General features: G+C 73.4%; 15 protein-coding genes. 9 read left to right on the top strand and 6 right to left on the bottom strand.

The window, feature by feature from the left end:
* Positions 1–71: 71 nt before the first annotated feature.
* Positions 72–725, bottom strand: coding sequence for a peptide-methionine (S)-S-oxide reductase MsrA (gene msrA, locus E8D34_RS16285; protein ID WP_136595709.1), 654 nt, complete (start codon positions 723–725; stop codon positions 72–74).
* Between the two features lie 71 nt (positions 726–796).
* Here msrA and E8D34_RS16280 point away from each other — a divergent pair, with 71 nt between their 5' ends.
* The 3 genes from E8D34_RS16280 to ilvA are packed head-to-tail and all read left to right on the top strand — an operon-like array spanning position 797 to position 4,636.
* Positions 797–1,957: a cystathionine gamma-synthase gene (locus E8D34_RS16280; RefSeq protein WP_136595708.1), complete on the top strand. Its 1,161-nt coding sequence runs from the start codon at positions 797–799 to the stop codon at positions 1,955–1,957.
* Positions 1,954–3,417, top strand: coding sequence for an AI-2E family transporter (locus E8D34_RS16275; RefSeq protein WP_136595707.1), 1,464 nt, complete (start codon positions 1,954–1,956; stop codon positions 3,415–3,417). Before E8D34_RS16280 ends, E8D34_RS16275 begins: the two co-directional genes overlap by 4 nt.
* On the top strand, positions 3,392–4,636 hold the full coding sequence (gene ilvA / locus E8D34_RS16270) for a threonine ammonia-lyase (protein WP_346763613.1): 1,245 nt from the start codon (positions 3,392–3,394) through the stop codon (positions 4,634–4,636). The genes E8D34_RS16275 and ilvA overlap by 26 nt, the downstream gene beginning before the upstream one ends.
* Positions 4,637–4,672: 36 nt before the next feature.
* Here ilvA and greA read toward each other — a convergent pair whose 3' ends face one another.
* The gene (gene greA, locus E8D34_RS16265; RefSeq protein ID WP_136595706.1) at positions 4,673–5,185 is read right to left on the bottom strand and encodes a transcription elongation factor GreA; all 513 of its coding nucleotides are present in this window, start codon (positions 5,183–5,185) and stop codon (positions 4,673–4,675) included.
* Between the two features lie 285 nt (positions 5,186–5,470).
* Positions 5,471–5,881 (bottom strand): DUF4307 domain-containing protein, encoded by a 411-nt coding sequence (locus E8D34_RS16260; RefSeq protein ID WP_136595705.1) that lies wholly within the window; start codon positions 5,879–5,881, stop codon positions 5,471–5,473.
* A gap of 41 nt (positions 5,882–5,922) precedes the next feature.
* Here E8D34_RS16260 and mca point away from each other — a divergent pair, with 41 nt between their 5' ends.
* The 3 genes from mca to E8D34_RS16245 all read left to right on the top strand — a co-directional run bounded on the left by mca (position 5,923) and on the right by E8D34_RS16245 (position 7,815).
* Positions 5,923–6,816: a mycothiol conjugate amidase Mca gene (gene mca / locus E8D34_RS16255; protein WP_136595704.1), complete on the top strand. Its 894-nt coding sequence runs from the start codon at positions 5,923–5,925 to the stop codon at positions 6,814–6,816.
* A 91-nt stretch (positions 6,817–6,907) separates the two neighbouring features.
* Complete coding sequence (locus E8D34_RS16250; protein WP_136595703.1) at positions 6,908–7,168, top strand: hypothetical protein; 261 nt, start codon at positions 6,908–6,910, stop codon at positions 7,166–7,168.
* Positions 7,165–7,815, top strand: a complete 651-nt coding sequence (locus E8D34_RS16245; RefSeq protein ID WP_240771407.1) for a LysE family translocator — start codon at positions 7,165–7,167, stop codon at positions 7,813–7,815. The genes E8D34_RS16250 and E8D34_RS16245 overlap by 4 nt, the downstream gene beginning before the upstream one ends.
* Here E8D34_RS16245 and E8D34_RS16240 read toward each other — a convergent pair.
* Positions 7,800–8,396 carry a TetR/AcrR family transcriptional regulator gene (locus E8D34_RS16240; protein WP_136595702.1) on the bottom strand — a complete coding sequence of 199 codons (597 nt, stop codon included), beginning with the start codon at positions 8,394–8,396 and terminating at the stop codon, positions 7,800–7,802. The two genes, E8D34_RS16245 and E8D34_RS16240, sit on opposite strands and share 16 nt — an antisense overlap.
* 93 nt (positions 8,397–8,489) lie before the next feature.
* Here E8D34_RS16240 and E8D34_RS16235 point away from each other — a divergent pair, with 93 nt between their 5' ends.
* Positions 8,490–9,740 (top strand): oxygenase MpaB family protein, encoded by a 1,251-nt coding sequence (locus tag E8D34_RS16235; protein WP_136595701.1) that lies wholly within the window; start codon positions 8,490–8,492, stop codon positions 9,738–9,740.
* An 80-nt stretch (positions 9,741–9,820) separates the two neighbouring features.
* On the opposite strand, the gene E8D34_RS16230 is transcribed toward E8D34_RS16235, so the two are convergent.
* Both E8D34_RS16230 and E8D34_RS16225 read right to left on the bottom strand, forming a co-directional pair.
* A complete protein-coding gene (locus tag E8D34_RS16230; protein ID WP_276606605.1) occupies positions 9,821–10,708 on the bottom strand; it encodes a 3-hydroxybutyryl-CoA dehydrogenase in 888 nt (295 codons plus the stop codon).
* A 127-nt stretch (positions 10,709–10,835) separates the two neighbouring features.
* Positions 10,836–11,390, bottom strand: coding sequence for a flavodoxin domain-containing protein (locus E8D34_RS16225; RefSeq protein ID WP_136595700.1), 555 nt, complete (start codon positions 11,388–11,390; stop codon positions 10,836–10,838).
* 215 nt (positions 11,391–11,605) lie between these two features.
* On the opposite strand from E8D34_RS16225, the gene E8D34_RS16220 reads away from it, so the two are divergent.
* Positions 11,606–12,538 carry a universal stress protein gene (locus E8D34_RS16220; protein ID WP_136595699.1) on the top strand — a complete coding sequence of 311 codons (933 nt, stop codon included), beginning with the start codon at positions 11,606–11,608 and terminating at the stop codon, positions 12,536–12,538.
* Positions 12,539–12,602: 64 nt separating this feature from the next.
* Complete coding sequence (locus E8D34_RS16215; RefSeq protein WP_136595698.1) at positions 12,603–14,315, top strand: GAF domain-containing sensor histidine kinase; 1,713 nt, start codon at positions 12,603–12,605, stop codon at positions 14,313–14,315.
* Positions 14,316–14,421: the final 106 nt, after the last annotated feature.

The following is a 14,421-nucleotide window of genomic DNA, read 5'->3' as shown; positions in this document are numbered from 1 at the left end:
GCTCCTCCTACGATCGCGGGCTGTGCCGGGACCGACCCCGCCGCCGCCGCAGACTCATCGGCGGCGGCTGATCAGCCCTCGTCGGGGAACGGGATGCCGGTGTTGGCGTGGCAGCGGTACCCGTTCGGCACCTTGAACAGGTACTGCTGGTGGTGCGGCTCGGCGTAGTAGTACTCGCCGGCCGGGGCGATCTCGGTGGTGATCTCGCCGTAGCCGCGGCGCGCGATCTCGTCGCCGTACACCTTGGTCAGCTCCCGGGCGGTCTGCTCCTGCTCGGGGGAGTGGTAGTAGATCGCCGAGCGGTACTGGGTGCCGATGTCGTTGCCCTGGCGCATCCCCTGCGTCGGGTCGTGGACCACGAAGAACTGCTTGACCAGGTCGGCGTAGGAGACCACCGCCGGGTCGAAGACGATCCGCACGGCCTCGGTGTGCCCGGTGCGGCCGGAGCAGACCTCCTCGTACGTCGGGTGCGGCGTGATGCCGCCGGCGTAGCCCACCGAGGTCGACCAGACGCCGGGCACCTTCCAGAAGATCTCCTCGGCGCCCCAGAAGCAGCCGAGGCCGAACTCGGCGACCTCGAAGCCGTCGGGGATGGTGGTCTCGTCGGTCACCAGCGGGGTGTGCAGGACCTCGTGCTCGCTCGGGAGCGGGAAGGCGGGGGCCGTGCGGCCCGGCAGCGCCTCGGCGGGCGCGACCATCTCGGTCTTGCGGCGGGAGGAGAACATGAGCCCATTGTCCCCGCGCCCGCAAGGTCTCGCTCCCGCGGGATCACCACGGTCGTGAGTAGGCTCGCGGGGTGAGCGAGCGTGACCTGAGCAAGAGTGGCTTCGAGACGCGAGCGGTCCACGCGGGATACGCGCCGGATCCGACCACCGGGGCGGTGATCCCGCCGATCTACGCCACGTCCACCTACGCCCAGGACGGCGTCGGCGGGCTCCGCGGCGGCTACGAGTACAGCCGGTCGGGCAACCCGACCCGGACCGCGCTGGAGGAGACGCTGGCCGCGCTCGAGGGTGGCAGCCGCGGCTTCGCGTTCGCCTCCGGCCTGGCCGCCGAGGACACCCTGGTCCGGGCGCTGTGCCGCCCCGGGGACCACGTGGTGCTGCCCGACGACGCCTACGGCGGCACGTTCCGGCTCTTCGACAAGGTCGAGCGCGCCTGGGGACTGGAGCACTCCCCGGCGCCGGTCTCGGACCCCAGCGCGATCGCCGCCGCGATCCGCCCGGGCGAGACCCGGCTGGTCTGGCTGGAGACCCCGACGAACCCGATGCTGACCATCGGCGACATCGCGGTGGTCGCCGAGATCGCGCACGCCGCCGGCGCGCTGCTGGTCGTCGACAACACCTTCGCCTCGCCGTACCTGCAGCAGCCGCTGGCGCTCGGCGCCGACGTGGTCGTCCACTCCACCACCAAGTACGCCGGAGGCCACTCGGACGTCGTCGGCGGCGCCCTGGTGGTCGACGATGCCGACCTGGCCGAGCGGATCGGCTACCACCAGAACGCGATCGGCGGCGTGGCCGGGCCGTTCGACGCCTGGCTGGTGCTGCGCGGGCTGAAGACGCTGGCGCTGCGGATGGAGCGGCACTGCGACAACGCCGAGGCGGTGGTGGAGTTCCTCTCCGGACACCCCGAGGTGACCGAGGTGATCTACCCGGGACTGGCCGACCACCCCGGGCACGAGGTCGCCGCGCGTCAGATGCGGCGTTTCGGCGGCATGGTCTCGTTCCGGGTGGCCGGCGGTGAGGAGCGGGCGCTCGCGGTCTGCGCGGCGACGGAGGTGTTCACGCTCGGCGAGTCGCTGGGCGGCGTGGAGTCGCTGATCGAGCACCCGGGGCGGATGACCCACGCCAGCGTGGCCGGCACGGACCTGGAGGTCCCCGCCGACCTGATCCGGCTCAGCGTCGGCATCGAGACCGCCGAGGACCTGGTGGCCGACCTGGGCCGGGCGCTCGGATGAGCGACCACCGCACCGGTGCGGGGGAGTCCGGCGATCCGGGGGAGCTCCCGGGCGAGCGCTCGTACCAGCCGGAGCACGAGCACCAGCCCGAGCACCACCAGCCGGGGCACGGGGAGACGGCCGACGAGCAGGCCCAGCGCCGCGTTCGCCGGCTGCCCCGCCTGCTCTCGCGGGGCGAGGACGGCGAGGAGACCCCGGAGGAGCGCGCCGCGCGTGTGCACCGCGAGGTCGAGGAGGAGACGCTGCTGCGACGCTTCGCCCAGCAGTGGGCGCACGTCCGCGAGGAGCGGCGCTCCGAGCCGGCGCCGATCGGGGCCGGGCCGTCCAACCTGCGGCGCGCGGAGGTGCCCTGGGGCCTGGACCTCGCCGCCGGCTGGGCGTGGCGGCTGCTGCTGATCGGCGCCGCGGCGTACGGCCTGCTGTGGCTGCTCGGCTTCTTCTCGGTGGTGACGGTCCCGATCGCGGTCGCCCTCCTGGTCAGCGCCCTGGCCAGCCCGTTCGTCGAGGGGCTGCGGCGGATCGGGCTCCCGCGGGGGATCTCGGCGCTGCTGGTGGTGCTCGCGGGCTTCGCGCTGGTCGCGGCGCTGCTCACCTTCGCCGGGCAGCAGGTGGCCACCGGTGCCACGGACCTGGCCGACTCCACCGTGCAGGGCCTGGAGGAGATCCGGCGCTGGCTGCGCGACGGTCCGCTGCACGCGAGCGACTCCCAGATCAACTCCTACCTCAAGAGTGCCCAGGACCTGATCCAGCAGCGGTCCCAGGACGGGCAGGTGCTCAGTCAGGTCACCGAGGTCGGCAGCGCGGTCACCCATGTCGTGGCCGGCTTCTTCATCTCCCTCTTCGCGACGTACTTCTTCCTGGCCGACGGGGACCGGATCTGGTCCTGGCTGGTCCGGATCGCCCCGCGCGCCGCACGGGAGCGGGCGGACAGCTCCGGCCGGGTCGCCTGGATCTCGCTGGTCCAGTTCGTCCGGGCCACCGTGCTCGTGGCGCTGGTCGACGCCATCGGCATCTCGATCGGGGCCGCGATCCTGGACGTGCCGTTCGTGCTCGCGATCGGCGTCCTGGTCTTCCTCGGCGCCTTCGTGCCGATGATCGGCGCCACCATCGCCGGCACGGTGGCGGTGCTCGTCGCCCTGGTCGACCAGGGACCGGTGACGGCGCTGCTGATGTTCGCGGTGGTGATCGGCGTCCAGCAGCTCGAGGGCCACATCCTCCAGCCGTTCCTGCTCGGTCGGTGGGTCTCGCTGCACCCGCTCGGGGTGATCGTCGCGATCGCGGCCGGCGTCCTGGTCGCGGGTGTGGTGGGCGCGCTCGTCGCGGTGCCGCTGGCCGCCGCCGGCAACGCGGTGGTCCTGCACCTGGCCGAGCTGGCCGTGCCGGCGGACGAGGCGGCGACCGTGCCAGGCGCCGACGGAGGCGACGAGACACCGCGTGACGATCGGCGCGATGATGGGTGACGTGCACATCGGCCTGTCGGAGGTGGAGGCGGCGCGGCCGCTGGTCGACGAGGTGGCGGTGCGGACCCCGCTGATCGAGTCTCGCTGGCTCGCCGGCCTGCTGGACCGACCCGTGTGGCTCAAGTGCGAGAACCTGCAGCGCACCGGCTCGTTCAAGGTGCGCGGCTCCGCCGTCCGCATCGCCCGGCTCGACCCCGAGGTCCGCGCACGCGGCGTGGTCGCGGCCTCGGCCGGCAACCACGCCCAGGGCGTGGCGCTGGCGGCCCGCCAGCACGGGGTCCCGGCCACCGTCTTCATGCCCGAGGGCGCCCCGATCAACAAGGAGCGCGCCACCCGCGGCTACGGCGCCGACGTGGTCTTCTGCGGCGCCACGCTGGAGGACGCGCTGGCGGCCGCCGAACAGCGCGCGATCGAGACCGGGGCGACGCTGATCCACCCCTTCGACCACGCCGACATCGTCGCCGGGCAGGGCACGGTCGGCCTCGAGATCCTGGAGCAGTGCCCTGATGCGGCGACCGTGCTGGTGCCGACCGGTGGTGGCGGGCTGCTCGCGGGTGTCGCCCTGGCGGTCAAGGCCCGCCGGCCCGACGTCCGGGTGATCGGGGTCCAGGCGGCCGCGGCGGCCGCGTTCCCGCCCTCACTCGCGGCCGGCCACCCGATCCGGTTGACCGACATGCCGACCATGGCCGACGGGATCGCCGTCGGCCGACCGGGCGAGATCACGCTGCCGCTGGTGCGCGACCACGTCGACGAGATCCGCACCGTCTCCGAGGACGCCCTGGCGCGGACCCTGCTGGCGCTGCTGGAGCGCGAGAAGCTGGTGGTGGAGCCGGCCGGCGCCGCCGGCGCGGCGGCGGTCGCCGCGGCGGCGCTCACCGGCACCGCCGAGGACCTGACCGGGCCGGTCGTGGTGCTGCTCTCCGGGGGCAACATCGATCCGCTGCTGCTGGGCAAGGTGATCCGGCACGGCATGACCGCGGCCGGCCGCTACCTGACCCTGCAGGTGATCATCCCGGACCTGCCCGGCGGCCTGGCGCGCCTGCTGACCGAGGTCGCCGACGCCGGCGCGAACGTGCTCGAGGTGGTCCACGAGCGGACCACGCCCCAGCTGCACATCGGCGAGGTCGAGGTGCACCTGCAGCTGGAGACGCGCGGGCAGGAGCATGCCGCGGCCCTCCTGGAACGACTGCGGCAGCACGGGTTCGTCACCGGTCGGTGACGAGCCCGTGCTGCCGTGAAGGGTCAGCCGTCGCGCTCAGCCGGCGTACGGCTTCGCGTCGAGGATGATCACCGTCTGCGGGCGGCCGTTGACCTCGAAGGTCACGCTCTCGCCCTTGCTGCGGCCGCTGATCGCGGCGCCCAGCGGGGCCTCGGGGGTGTAGACCTTGACGTTCTCCGGGGCGGCCTCGCGCGCGCCGAGCAGCAGGAACGTCTCGGCCTCGTCATCGTCGTCGCCGTCGAACTTGAAGGTGACGAGCATGCCGGGCTCGACCACGCCGTCGTCGGCGGGGGTCTCCCCGATCTCGGCGCGACGGACCATGTCCTCCAGCTGCGCGATCCGGGCCTCGTTCTTGCCCTGCTCCTCGCGGGCGGCGTGGTAGCCGCCGTTCTCCTTGAGGTCGCCCTCGTCCCGGGCCGCACTGATCTCGGCCACGATCTCCTGGCGACGGGTGCCCTTGAGGTGCTCCAGCTCGGCCTGCAGCTTGTCGAAGGCGTCCTGGGTCAGCCAGACGGTGTTCTGGCCTCCGGACTGCTCGGTCTGCGTCATGGCTCTACTCCTGAGTGCTGCTTGGTTACGGGTACTGCCGTGCACGGCCGGCGTGGTTGCGCCGGCCGACGCTGAGTCGGCGTGCGAGCCGTCCGGTCGTCGATGAGTCGCTCGGCCCCGATGCTGCGACCTGCACGCTAGCGGCCCGGAGCGTGACCTGGACGGCGATGCACCCAGTTTACCAACGGGGTGCTCGCGGGGCCGAGTTCTGAGGAATCACGGCCCATCGAGCACCGGCGGGTCGGTCGTCCCGCGCGCAGCCGTCGGTGCGGTCGGTGCGGGGGATCAGTGGGGGCGCGGCTGGCCCTCGGCGGTGCAGCCGAGCCAATCGACCGCGGTCGCCCGCCGATCGGTGCTGATCTCCCAGGTGTGGTCGGGGCCGTCGGCCGGGTCCGGGCTCACGGTCACCTCGCCGACGATCGTCTTGTCGTGGGCGATCGCGCGGATCGTGCAGGTGGCCTCGACGGGCCCGTCGCCGTACTGGATCCGGGCCGTCACCGTCGCGGTGTGGTCGTCCAGCACGTCGTTGGTGAGCATCTTCGAGGAGACCGGCGGGTCGGCCCAGAAGTCCGCCGTCCAGACCAGCCAGCCCAGCAGGGCGGCCACGATCGCGCCGCCGACGGCGGCGACGGCGATCCGTCCGGTGCGCGACGGGGCGCCGTATCGCTGTTCGAGGGAATCCTGGTCGGTGCTCACCGGTTCATGGTCGCATGACGACGGTTCCTACGATGGGGCGCATGTCCGCTGACCGCACCGCCCGCGCCGGGCTCCGGCTGATGCACGTCCACGCCCACCCCGACGACGAGTCGAGCAAGGGCGCGGCTTCCACCGCCAGGTACGTCGCCGAGGGGGTCGACGTCCACGTCGTCACCTGCACCGGCGGCGAGCGCGGCTCGGTGCTCAACCCGAAGATGGACCGGCCCGACGTGCTGGCGAACATCACCGAGATCCGCCGTCAGGAGATGGAGCGCGCCCGGGACATCCTCGGCGTCACCCAGGACTGGCTGGGCTTCGTCGACTCCGGGTGGCCCGAGGGCGACCCCAAGCCGCCGCTGCCCGAGGGCTGCTTCGCGCTGGTGCCGCTGGAGGAGTCCGTCGAGCGCCTGGTGGCGCTGGTCCGCTCGTTCCGGCCGCACGTGATGACCACCTACGACGAGCGCGGCGGCTACCCCCACCCGGACCACATCCGCTGCCACGAGGTGAGCGTGGCGGCGTTCGAGGCGGCCGGCGACCCGGAGCGGTTCCCCGACGCGGGCGAGCCGTGGCAGCCGGCGAAGCTCTACTACCACCACTCCTTCAACCGCCCCCGGATGCAGGCGCTGCACGACGCGATGCTCGAGCACGACCTCGAGTCGCCCTGGGCCGAGCGGCTGAAGGAGTGGAAGCCGGAGCCGGAGTGGGACGCCCGGATCACCACCCGCGTGCCGTGCGCGGAGTACTTCGGCGTACGCGACCAGGCGCTGCTGGCGCACGCCACGCAGATCGATCCGGACGGCTTCTGGTTCGCCATCCCGCGCGAGCTGCAGGAGAAGGTCTGGCCGACCGAGGACTACGAGCTGGTCACCAGCCACGTGGAGAGCCCGGTGCCCGAGGACGACCTGTTCGCCGGGATCACCCCGGACCCGGCGTGATCCACGCCGAGCCCCGATCCACGCCGGGCCCGGATCCACGCTGAGCCCTACCGGGTCCGGCCGGATCCCGGGGGCGACCTAGACTGAGGGCATGTACGCCGGTGTCGCCGCCCTGTCGCTGCTCGTCGCCGAGGAGGAGCCGAACATCGTCGCCGGCCCGCTCGGCTTCGTCTTCTTCATCGGCGGTGTGATCGCGGTGGGTCTGCTCGGCTGGAGCCTGACCCGCCACCTGAAGAAGACCGAGCGCGCCGCGGCGGCGGGTGTCTTCGATGCCGACCGGACCGAGGGCGCGGGACCGGACGCCGGCCCCGACCGGGCCGGTCGCGCCGAGTCCGGCCCCACGGACCAGTGATCGTCGGCGCCGACCAGCTCTGGGGGTTCGGGCTGGCGGCGCTGGTGGTCATCGTGATCCCCGGTCCGAGCGTGGTCTTCACCGTCGGCCGCGCCCTCGCCTACGGCCACCGGGTGGCGATCGCCACGGTGGTCGGCAACACGGCGGGTCTGTTCCTGGTGATGGTGCTGGTCGCTGCCGGGCTCGGCGCGATCGTCGCCGAGTCGATCCTGGTCTTCACGGTGATCAAGCTGGTCGGCGCGGCGTACCTGGTCTGGCTCGGCGTGCAGGCGCTGCGGCACCGCCACCGGCTCCGGATCTCCGCCGACCGGTCGGCCGGGGTGCTCACCTCCCGGCAGGCGGTCCGGCAGGGCTTCGTGGTCGGGGTCAGCAACCCGAAGGGCTTCCTGCTCTTCGCGGCCCTGCTGCCGCCGTTCGTGGACCGGTCCGCCGAGGCCGCCTCGGTGCCCGTGCAGATGGCGGTGCTCGGGCTGTTCGCCGTTGCGATCGGCCTGGTCTGCGACTCGGCCTGGGCGCTGGCCGCCGGTCGCGCGCGGGACTGGTTCGCGCGCTCGCCGGGACGTGGTGCGGGGCTGGGCGCGATTGGGGGCACCTCGATGATCGGCCTCGGGGTGGGACTGGCCCTGACGGGTCACGCCACGAGGTAGGCCGTCACCATCGTGGTGATCTCGTCGAGCACCCTGTCCCGCTCGAACGCGGGGCGGTCCAGCGTCCAGCGCAGCGCAATGTTCTCGACCGCGACCACGATCACCCACGCCGCCAGTGCGACGTCGGGACGCCGGGTCGCGTTCGGTCGGGCCGACAGATAGGTCGAGATCAGGTCGCGCACCCGGCGCTCGAGGGCGGCGCGACGGTCCCGGTTGGCCGACTGCGGAAGCTCCTGGACGAGGACCCGGAGCAGCGCCGGGTCGCCCTCGAGCGCCCGCAGCAGCGCGTCCGCCATCGCCCGCAGCGTGGTCGGGCCGAGCGGCTCGGGTCCGATCCGGTCGCTCAGGGACGCGGCCACCTGCTCGGCGATCTCGTCCCAGTAGCGGTCGATGACGACGGCGAGGATCGCCTCCTTGTCGGCGAAGTACTGGTACAGCGAGCCGGGGCTGACCCCCGCCGCGGCGGCGACCCGGTTGGTGGAGAAGGCGTCGTACCCCTCGTCGGCGAGGACGGTGCGGCCGGCCGCGACGATCCGCTCCACGGTCTGCCGAGAGCGCGCCTGGCTGGGGTTCCTCCGCATGGCCGCAGTCTGGCACCGACGGTCGCTGCGTCGTGGCGGCACGCGCCGAGACGCGAGTTGAAAGCGAGCAAATGCTCGCTTCATGCTGGTGGCATGACCACCGGCGACGTGCTCCCCGCCTACCCCCGTCGATTTCGCGAGGCCGAGGAGCGGTCCCGGCGGATGGGCCGCCCGCTCCGCGTGTTCGGCCGGATCGCGGAGGTCGACGAGGAGCTGATGAGCCGCATCGGCCGGGCCTTCAACGAGCGCGACGAGGTCGGCGCCCGGCTCGCCGAGGCGATCCGGACGCGAGCAGGAGAGTCCGGTCGGGTGACCATGGAGCAGCTGCGCGCCGCGCTCGCCGGCGGGCTGGAGGCGGTCCCGGGCCCGCCCGCGGCCCTGGTGGACTTCATGCACGCGGTGCAGACCGTCCCCGACTGGGTGGACTGGGCGAAGGTCGAGCGCGGCGGCGTCGTCTTCCGGCGGTTGGGGCAGAACGCCGCCGACGTGCTGCTCCAGCTGGCCCTCATCGGCGGCTACCGGTTCGGCGGTCCGACCGACCTGCTGGTGGCCACCGGCGGCCTGACCGGGGACATGACCCGGCGACGGCTCGCGGAGACCCAGATGTGGGGCAACAGCCTCGCCGACCCCGGCGCGCTGTCCCCGCCCGCGGGCGGCGCTCCCGGCGGGGAGGGGTGGCGGCTGACGGTGCACGTGCGGGCGATGCACGCGCTGGTCAACCACTCGTTCGAGCCGCGCTGGGACACCGAGCGCTGGGGCCTCCCGATCAACATGGCCGACCAGGCGTCGACCCTGGGCCTCTTCGACGGCGTGCTGATCATCGGCTGCCGCGCGCTCGGCGTGCCGATCAGCCGCGCCGAGTCCGCCGACCTGATGCACCTGTGGAAGTACGTCGGCTTCCTGATGGGCGTCCACGACGACTTCCTCGTCGACGACGAGTGGGAGCGGCACCGGATCAACTACCACGTGCTGATGGCCCAGGCCGACATCTCCGAGGCGGGCCGTGAGCTGACCCACGCGGTCGTCGGGGCCCAGGCGGAGCGGGCCTTCCCGGGGTGGCCGGCGCCGCTGCTGGGGGTGCGGCGCCGGTTCGAGACCGAGCGGCTGCTGAGCATGCTGACGGTCTTCCTCGGTCGGCAGAGCATGCACGAGCTCGGGCTGCCGCTGCGGCCGCCGTGGGCGCATGTCTACGTCGCCGCGCTGAACACCGCGCGCTACCGCGTGCTGGGCCGTACGGCGGCCGGTGGGCGCTGGTTGGAGGCCTGGGGCGCGCGGCGCGGCAGGGCCGTCGTGCGCAGCTATTTCGCCGGCGAGACGGCTGCCCTCGGCGAGCTGCGGCGCTGAGTCTCGCCCTCCCCTCCCGAACGGCCCCGAGAGCCCGAGGAACGGGGCCGATCGGGAGGTGACGACGAGCGACGCGCGCCTCAGCCGTAGGTGTAGAACCCGCGGCCGGTCTTGCGGCCCAGCAGGCCGGCGTCGACCATCCGGGCCAGCAGCGGCGGGGGAGCGTAGAGCGGCTCCTTGAACTCCTCGTAGAGCGACTCGGCCACGGCCTTGGTGGTGTCCAGGCCGATCAGGTCGGCCAGGGCCAGCGGGCCCTGGGGGTGGGCGGCACCGCGGACCAGGCCCTCGTCGATGTCCTCGGCGCTCGCGAAGCCGGACTCGAACATCCGGATCGCGGAGAGGATGAACGGGATCAGCAGGGCGTTGACCACGAAGCCGGCGCGGTCCTGGCAGTCGATCGCCTTCTTGCCCAGGCCGGTCTCCACGAACGACCGGGCGGCCTCGGTGGTCTCTGCCGAGGTCATCAGCGACGGCACGAGCTCGACCAGCGAGAGCACGGGCACCGGGTTGAAGAAGTGGATGCCCATCACCTGCTGCGGGCGGGAGGTGGCGACCGCGAGCTTCATGATCGGGATCGAGGAGGTGTTCGAGGCGAGGATCGCGTCCGGGGAGGCGACGATCTCGTCCAGCCGCGCGAACAGCTCGGTCTTGGCCTGCTCGTTCTCGACGATCGCCTCGACGACCAGGTCGCGGTCGGCGAGCTCCTCGAGGTCGGCGACGAACCGGATCCGGCCGAGCACCGCGTCGGGGTCGGCCAGCTTGCCGCGGTCCGCGGCCCGCTTCAGGGACTTGTGGATCCGCTCCCGCGCTGCGTCGGCCGCCGCCTCGGTCGCCTCGGCGACGATCACGTCGCGTCCGGATCGCGCGCAGACCTCGGCGATGCCGGAGCCCATCAGCCCTCCGCCGACCACGCCGACCTTGTCGAGACCGCCGGAGGTGGGGTGTCCGGTGCCGCTGTCCATGCTCATCTCACTCCTTCGTGGGGATCGCGGCAACGGTAGTCCTCGCGGGTCGGTGGCCCGGGTCCGGGGCGCCCGCCGGTGCGTCGCCGTCCGGCGCCGGCGGCCACCGGCGGCCACCGGCGGCCACCGGCGGTCACCGGAGGCGCTGGTCCTGCGGTGGCGCCCCGTCCGCGCCGGCACTGTCGCTGAGGCTGCGTCCCCACGCTCGCGCTCGGTCCAGCTCGCCCTCGGCGAGCGGCCCCTTGAGGTCCAGCACGAAGAAGCTCGCCCGGTCCACGATGGAGAATCCGCGCGCCCGCAGCACCCGGCCGGTGCGGCCCGATGCCGATCCGGGGAGGTGGCGGGTCTGGTGCGCGCGGGTGTCGAAGACGGCCGCTGGCGGCCGGTCGTGCGCATGGGGGAACGCGGTGTCGAGGGTGCCCAGCCACTCCCGGACCCCGGTCCGCGCGCGGTTCGGGTCGGCACCCTGGCGTACGGCGTCCTCGCGGGTGCGGACGCGGCTGAGGGAGAACACGTGGGTCGGCGCGCCGACCACCAGCAGGTCGCAGCCCACGAGGTCGTCGGCGACCAGGTGGCCCACGTCGACGCTGGCGGCCTCGGCGTTCGCGTCCGCGAGGCCGGCCGCGATGGCGCGCGCTACCTGTTCGGTGTTGCCGAACATCGATTCGTAGACGACCACGCCGCGCATGGCCTCCCCTTCCTCCCGGGAACGGAGCACCACCGATCACCATCCAATCCCTCCTGGCCGCCGTTGGCCAGGGGTCGTCGGACTGGCCGGCGGTGGCCGTTGGTCCCTAGGGGATCGGGGCGCCCGGGTGCATCGTGGAGGTGCATCGTCCGGGCGCCTCACGGTGGCGTCCGCCGAGGGCGCACCGCCAAGCCGCAGGAAGCGAGGAGCGAGCGATGAGCGCGAGCGAGATGAACCCCGTGGTCGTGGCCGTGGGGCACGATCCGATCGACGCCGCGCTGAGGTTCGCGGCTGCCGAGGCCCGGCGCAACGGATGCGGCCTCCACCTGGTGCATGCGCTCCGGCGCCAGCACGACGGCCCGGAGTCGATCCTGGTGACGATGTCGGACCGCGAGTTCGTCGGTCGGCAGGCCCTCGAGGCTGCCCGGGAGCGGGCGCGCGACTACCTCGGTGAGGAGCTCCGGCTCTCGGCGGAGATCCTGCACGGCCCGGTCGTCTCGGCGGTGGTCTCCGGCGCGGCCGAGGCTCGGATGATCGTGCTGGAGCACCGTGACCTCTCCACGCTGCGCCGGGTGATGACCCGTTCGACGGCATCCGGCGTCGCCGCCCGGGCCCGGGTGCCCGTCGTGTCGGTGCCCGCACGGTGGGACCCCGACGCCGAGCAGCCCGCGGAGCGGACCGTCGTGGTGGGGATCGACATCCCCGACCGGTCCGAGCAGATCCTGCGGGTGGCGGCCCAGCAGGCGCGCTCGCGGGGCGCGATCCTCCGGGTGATCCACACCTGGTCGCTGCCGGCGCCGTACGAGGACCTGGTGGTCACCCGCACCGAGGACGACCGGTGGGGGGAGCGCGCCAACGCCGAGATCAAGGCGGTGATCGAGAGCCTCGGCGCGGAAGCGTCCGGGGTCGAGGTCCGGGTCGAGACCGTGCACGCGCCCGCCCCCGACGCACTGATCGCGGCCAGCAGGGAGGCCGAGCTCCTCGTCGTCGGTCGCCACGACCCCGTCGTCCCGTTCGGCTCGCACCTGGGTCCGGTGGCGCGCGCGGTCCTCAACGAGACCGCGTGCCCGATCCTGCTCGCCGACCCGAGGCCGGTGCTGCGGTGGGGACGCCTCGCCGAGGACGTCGCGCAGCAGGCCGGCGTGTGAGGCGACGGCAGGTCCCACGCCGCGGTCGCCGCCGTCGCCTCACCGACGGCGGTAGGGTCGCGCCGTGGCCGATGAGCGCGCCGAGGGCGACAGGGCGGTGCCGAACCCTGAGTTCGACCAGCTGCTGGATCAGCTGATCCACCCCGCGGAGGACGTCCTGACGGCACAGCAGCGGCTCCGGGGGCTGCTCCGGGCCAACCGATCGGTGATCGGGGACCTCTCGCTCAGCAGCGTGCTGCGGCGGATCGTCGAGGCCGCCTGTGAGCTGGTCGATGCGGAGTACGGCGCTCTGGGCGTGATCTCGCCCGAGGGCGGGCTCGACGAGTTCATCCACGTCGGCATGGACGAGGACGCGGTCGCCCGGATCGGGCGCCTGCCGGAGGGCAAGGGGCTCCTCGGGGCGCTCATCGAGGATCCCTGCCCGATCCGGCTGCGGGACCTGCACGACGACCCGCGCTCGGTGGGCTTCCCCGCCGGGCACCCGCCGATGCGCGGGTTCCTCGGGGTCCCGATCCGGGTGCGCAACGAGGTGTTCGGCAACCTCTACCTGGCCTCGGAGGCCGACGCGAACTTCACGGCCGAGGACGAGGAGATGGTCTCGGCGCTGGCCGCCACCGCTGGCGTCGCGATCGAGAACGCCCGGCTGTACGGCGAGGCGGAGCGCCGGCAGGTGTGGCTGCGCGCGACGACCGAGATCACCCGCCAGCTCCTGCTCGTCGAGGACGGCGACGCGCTGCGGCTGATCAGTGAGCGCGTCGTCGAGCTCGCCGCCGCCGACATCGTCACGGTGGTGCTCCCCGCGGAGGAGGGGAGGGACCTCGTGGTCGCCGTCGCGGTCGGCCCCGGTGCCGGCGACGTCCGCGATGCCGCCTACCCGATCGAGGGCACGCTCACCGAGCGGGTGCTGAGCACCGGGCGCGCGGCGGTGCTCGAGGACTCGGCCGAGCTGAGCCGCATCGAACGCGGCGTCGTCGACCTGCGGGACGGCTCCTCGGTCGGTCCGGTGATGGCGCTGCCGCTGGCCGGCGCGCGCGGGATCCGCGGCGTGCTGATGATCGGCCGGCGCCACGGTCGACGTACGTTCGGCGAGGCCGACGTCGACATGGCGACCACCTTCGCCAACCAGGCCTCGGTCGCGCTCGAGCTGGCCGACGGTCGCCGCGACGCGCAGCGGATGACGCTGCTGGAGGAGCGGGCGAGGATCGCCCGCGACCTCCACGACCACGTGATCCAGCAGCTCTTCGCCTCCGGGATGACCCTCCAGGGCGCGCTGATCGCCCTCGGTGACTCGCCGGCGGCCGAGCCCGTCGCCCGGGTGGTCGACGACATCGACGACGCGATCCGACAGATCCGGACCTCGATCTTCCAGCTGCGCCCGCACAGCCCGCTGGGTGGGGGCCTGCGGGCCGCGGTGCTGGAGGTGGTCCGGACGGTCGTCCCCTCGCTCGGTCACGAGCCGTTCGTCTACTTCGCCGGGCCGGTGGACGTGGTCAGTGACGACTCGCTCGCCGATGACGCCTCGGCGGTGGTGCGCGAGGCGCTCACCAACGCCGCGCGGCACGCACGGTCCACGCGGGTCGACGTCGGCGTCAGCGTCTCCGGCCCCACGCTGCGGATCACCGTCGACGACGACGGGGTCGGCCTCTCGACCAGCCCGCGCAGCAGCGGGCTTGCGAACCTCCAGCAGCGTGCGGAGGAACGCGGCGGCTCGTTCCGGGTGGGCACCCCCGACTCCGGCCGCGGAACACGCGTGGTGTGGGAGGTCCCCACCCGGTGACGTCGATCCGCACGGCGGCTGTGCCGGCCGGGGCCCGGGAACCGGCCCCGGGGGCCGGCGGTCGACCGGTGGTGGGGGCGACCGGGCCGACCCCGGTTCCGGCGTC

Origin of the sequence: Nocardioides sp. GY 10113, from assembly GCF_004919105.1 — a bacterium.
In the GTDB taxonomy this organism is placed as follows: Bacteria; Actinomycetota; Actinomycetes; order Propionibacteriales; family Nocardioidaceae; genus Nocardioides.
Note: the sequence above shows the minus strand (reverse complement) of the source record. Positions and strands in the feature narration are given on the sequence as shown.

Excerpts from the sequence above, each read along its gene's own strand:
- E8D34_RS16250 (WP_136595703.1), top strand. The coding sequence starts at position 6,908 with ATGTACGCCGGTGTCGCCGCCCTGTCGCTGCTCGTCGCCGAGGAGGAG.
- E8D34_RS16235 (WP_136595701.1), top strand. The coding sequence starts at position 8,490 with ATGACCACCGGCGACGTGCTCCCCGCCTACCCCCGTCGATTTCGCGAG.
- E8D34_RS16225 (WP_136595700.1), bottom strand. The coding sequence starts at position 11,390 with ATGCGCGGCGTGGTCGTCTACGAATCGATGTTCGGCAACACCGAACAG.
- E8D34_RS16230 (WP_276606605.1), bottom strand. The coding sequence starts at position 10,708 with ATGAGCATGGACAGCGGCACCGGACACCCCACCTCCGGCGGTCTCGAC.
- greA (WP_136595706.1), bottom strand. The coding sequence starts at position 5,185 with ATGACGCAGACCGAGCAGTCCGGAGGCCAGAACACCGTCTGGCTGACC.
- E8D34_RS16240 (WP_136595702.1), bottom strand. The coding sequence starts at position 8,396 with ATGCGGAGGAACCCCAGCCAGGCGCGCTCTCGGCAGACCGTGGAGCGG.
- E8D34_RS16220 (WP_136595699.1), top strand. The coding sequence starts at position 11,606 with ATGAGCGCGAGCGAGATGAACCCCGTGGTCGTGGCCGTGGGGCACGAT.
- E8D34_RS16275 (WP_136595707.1), top strand. The coding sequence starts at position 1,954 with ATGAGCGACCACCGCACCGGTGCGGGGGAGTCCGGCGATCCGGGGGAG.
- mca (WP_136595704.1), top strand. The coding sequence starts at position 5,923 with ATGTCCGCTGACCGCACCGCCCGCGCCGGGCTCCGGCTGATGCACGTC.
- msrA (WP_136595709.1), bottom strand. The coding sequence starts at position 725 with ATGTTCTCCTCCCGCCGCAAGACCGAGATGGTCGCGCCCGCCGAGGCG.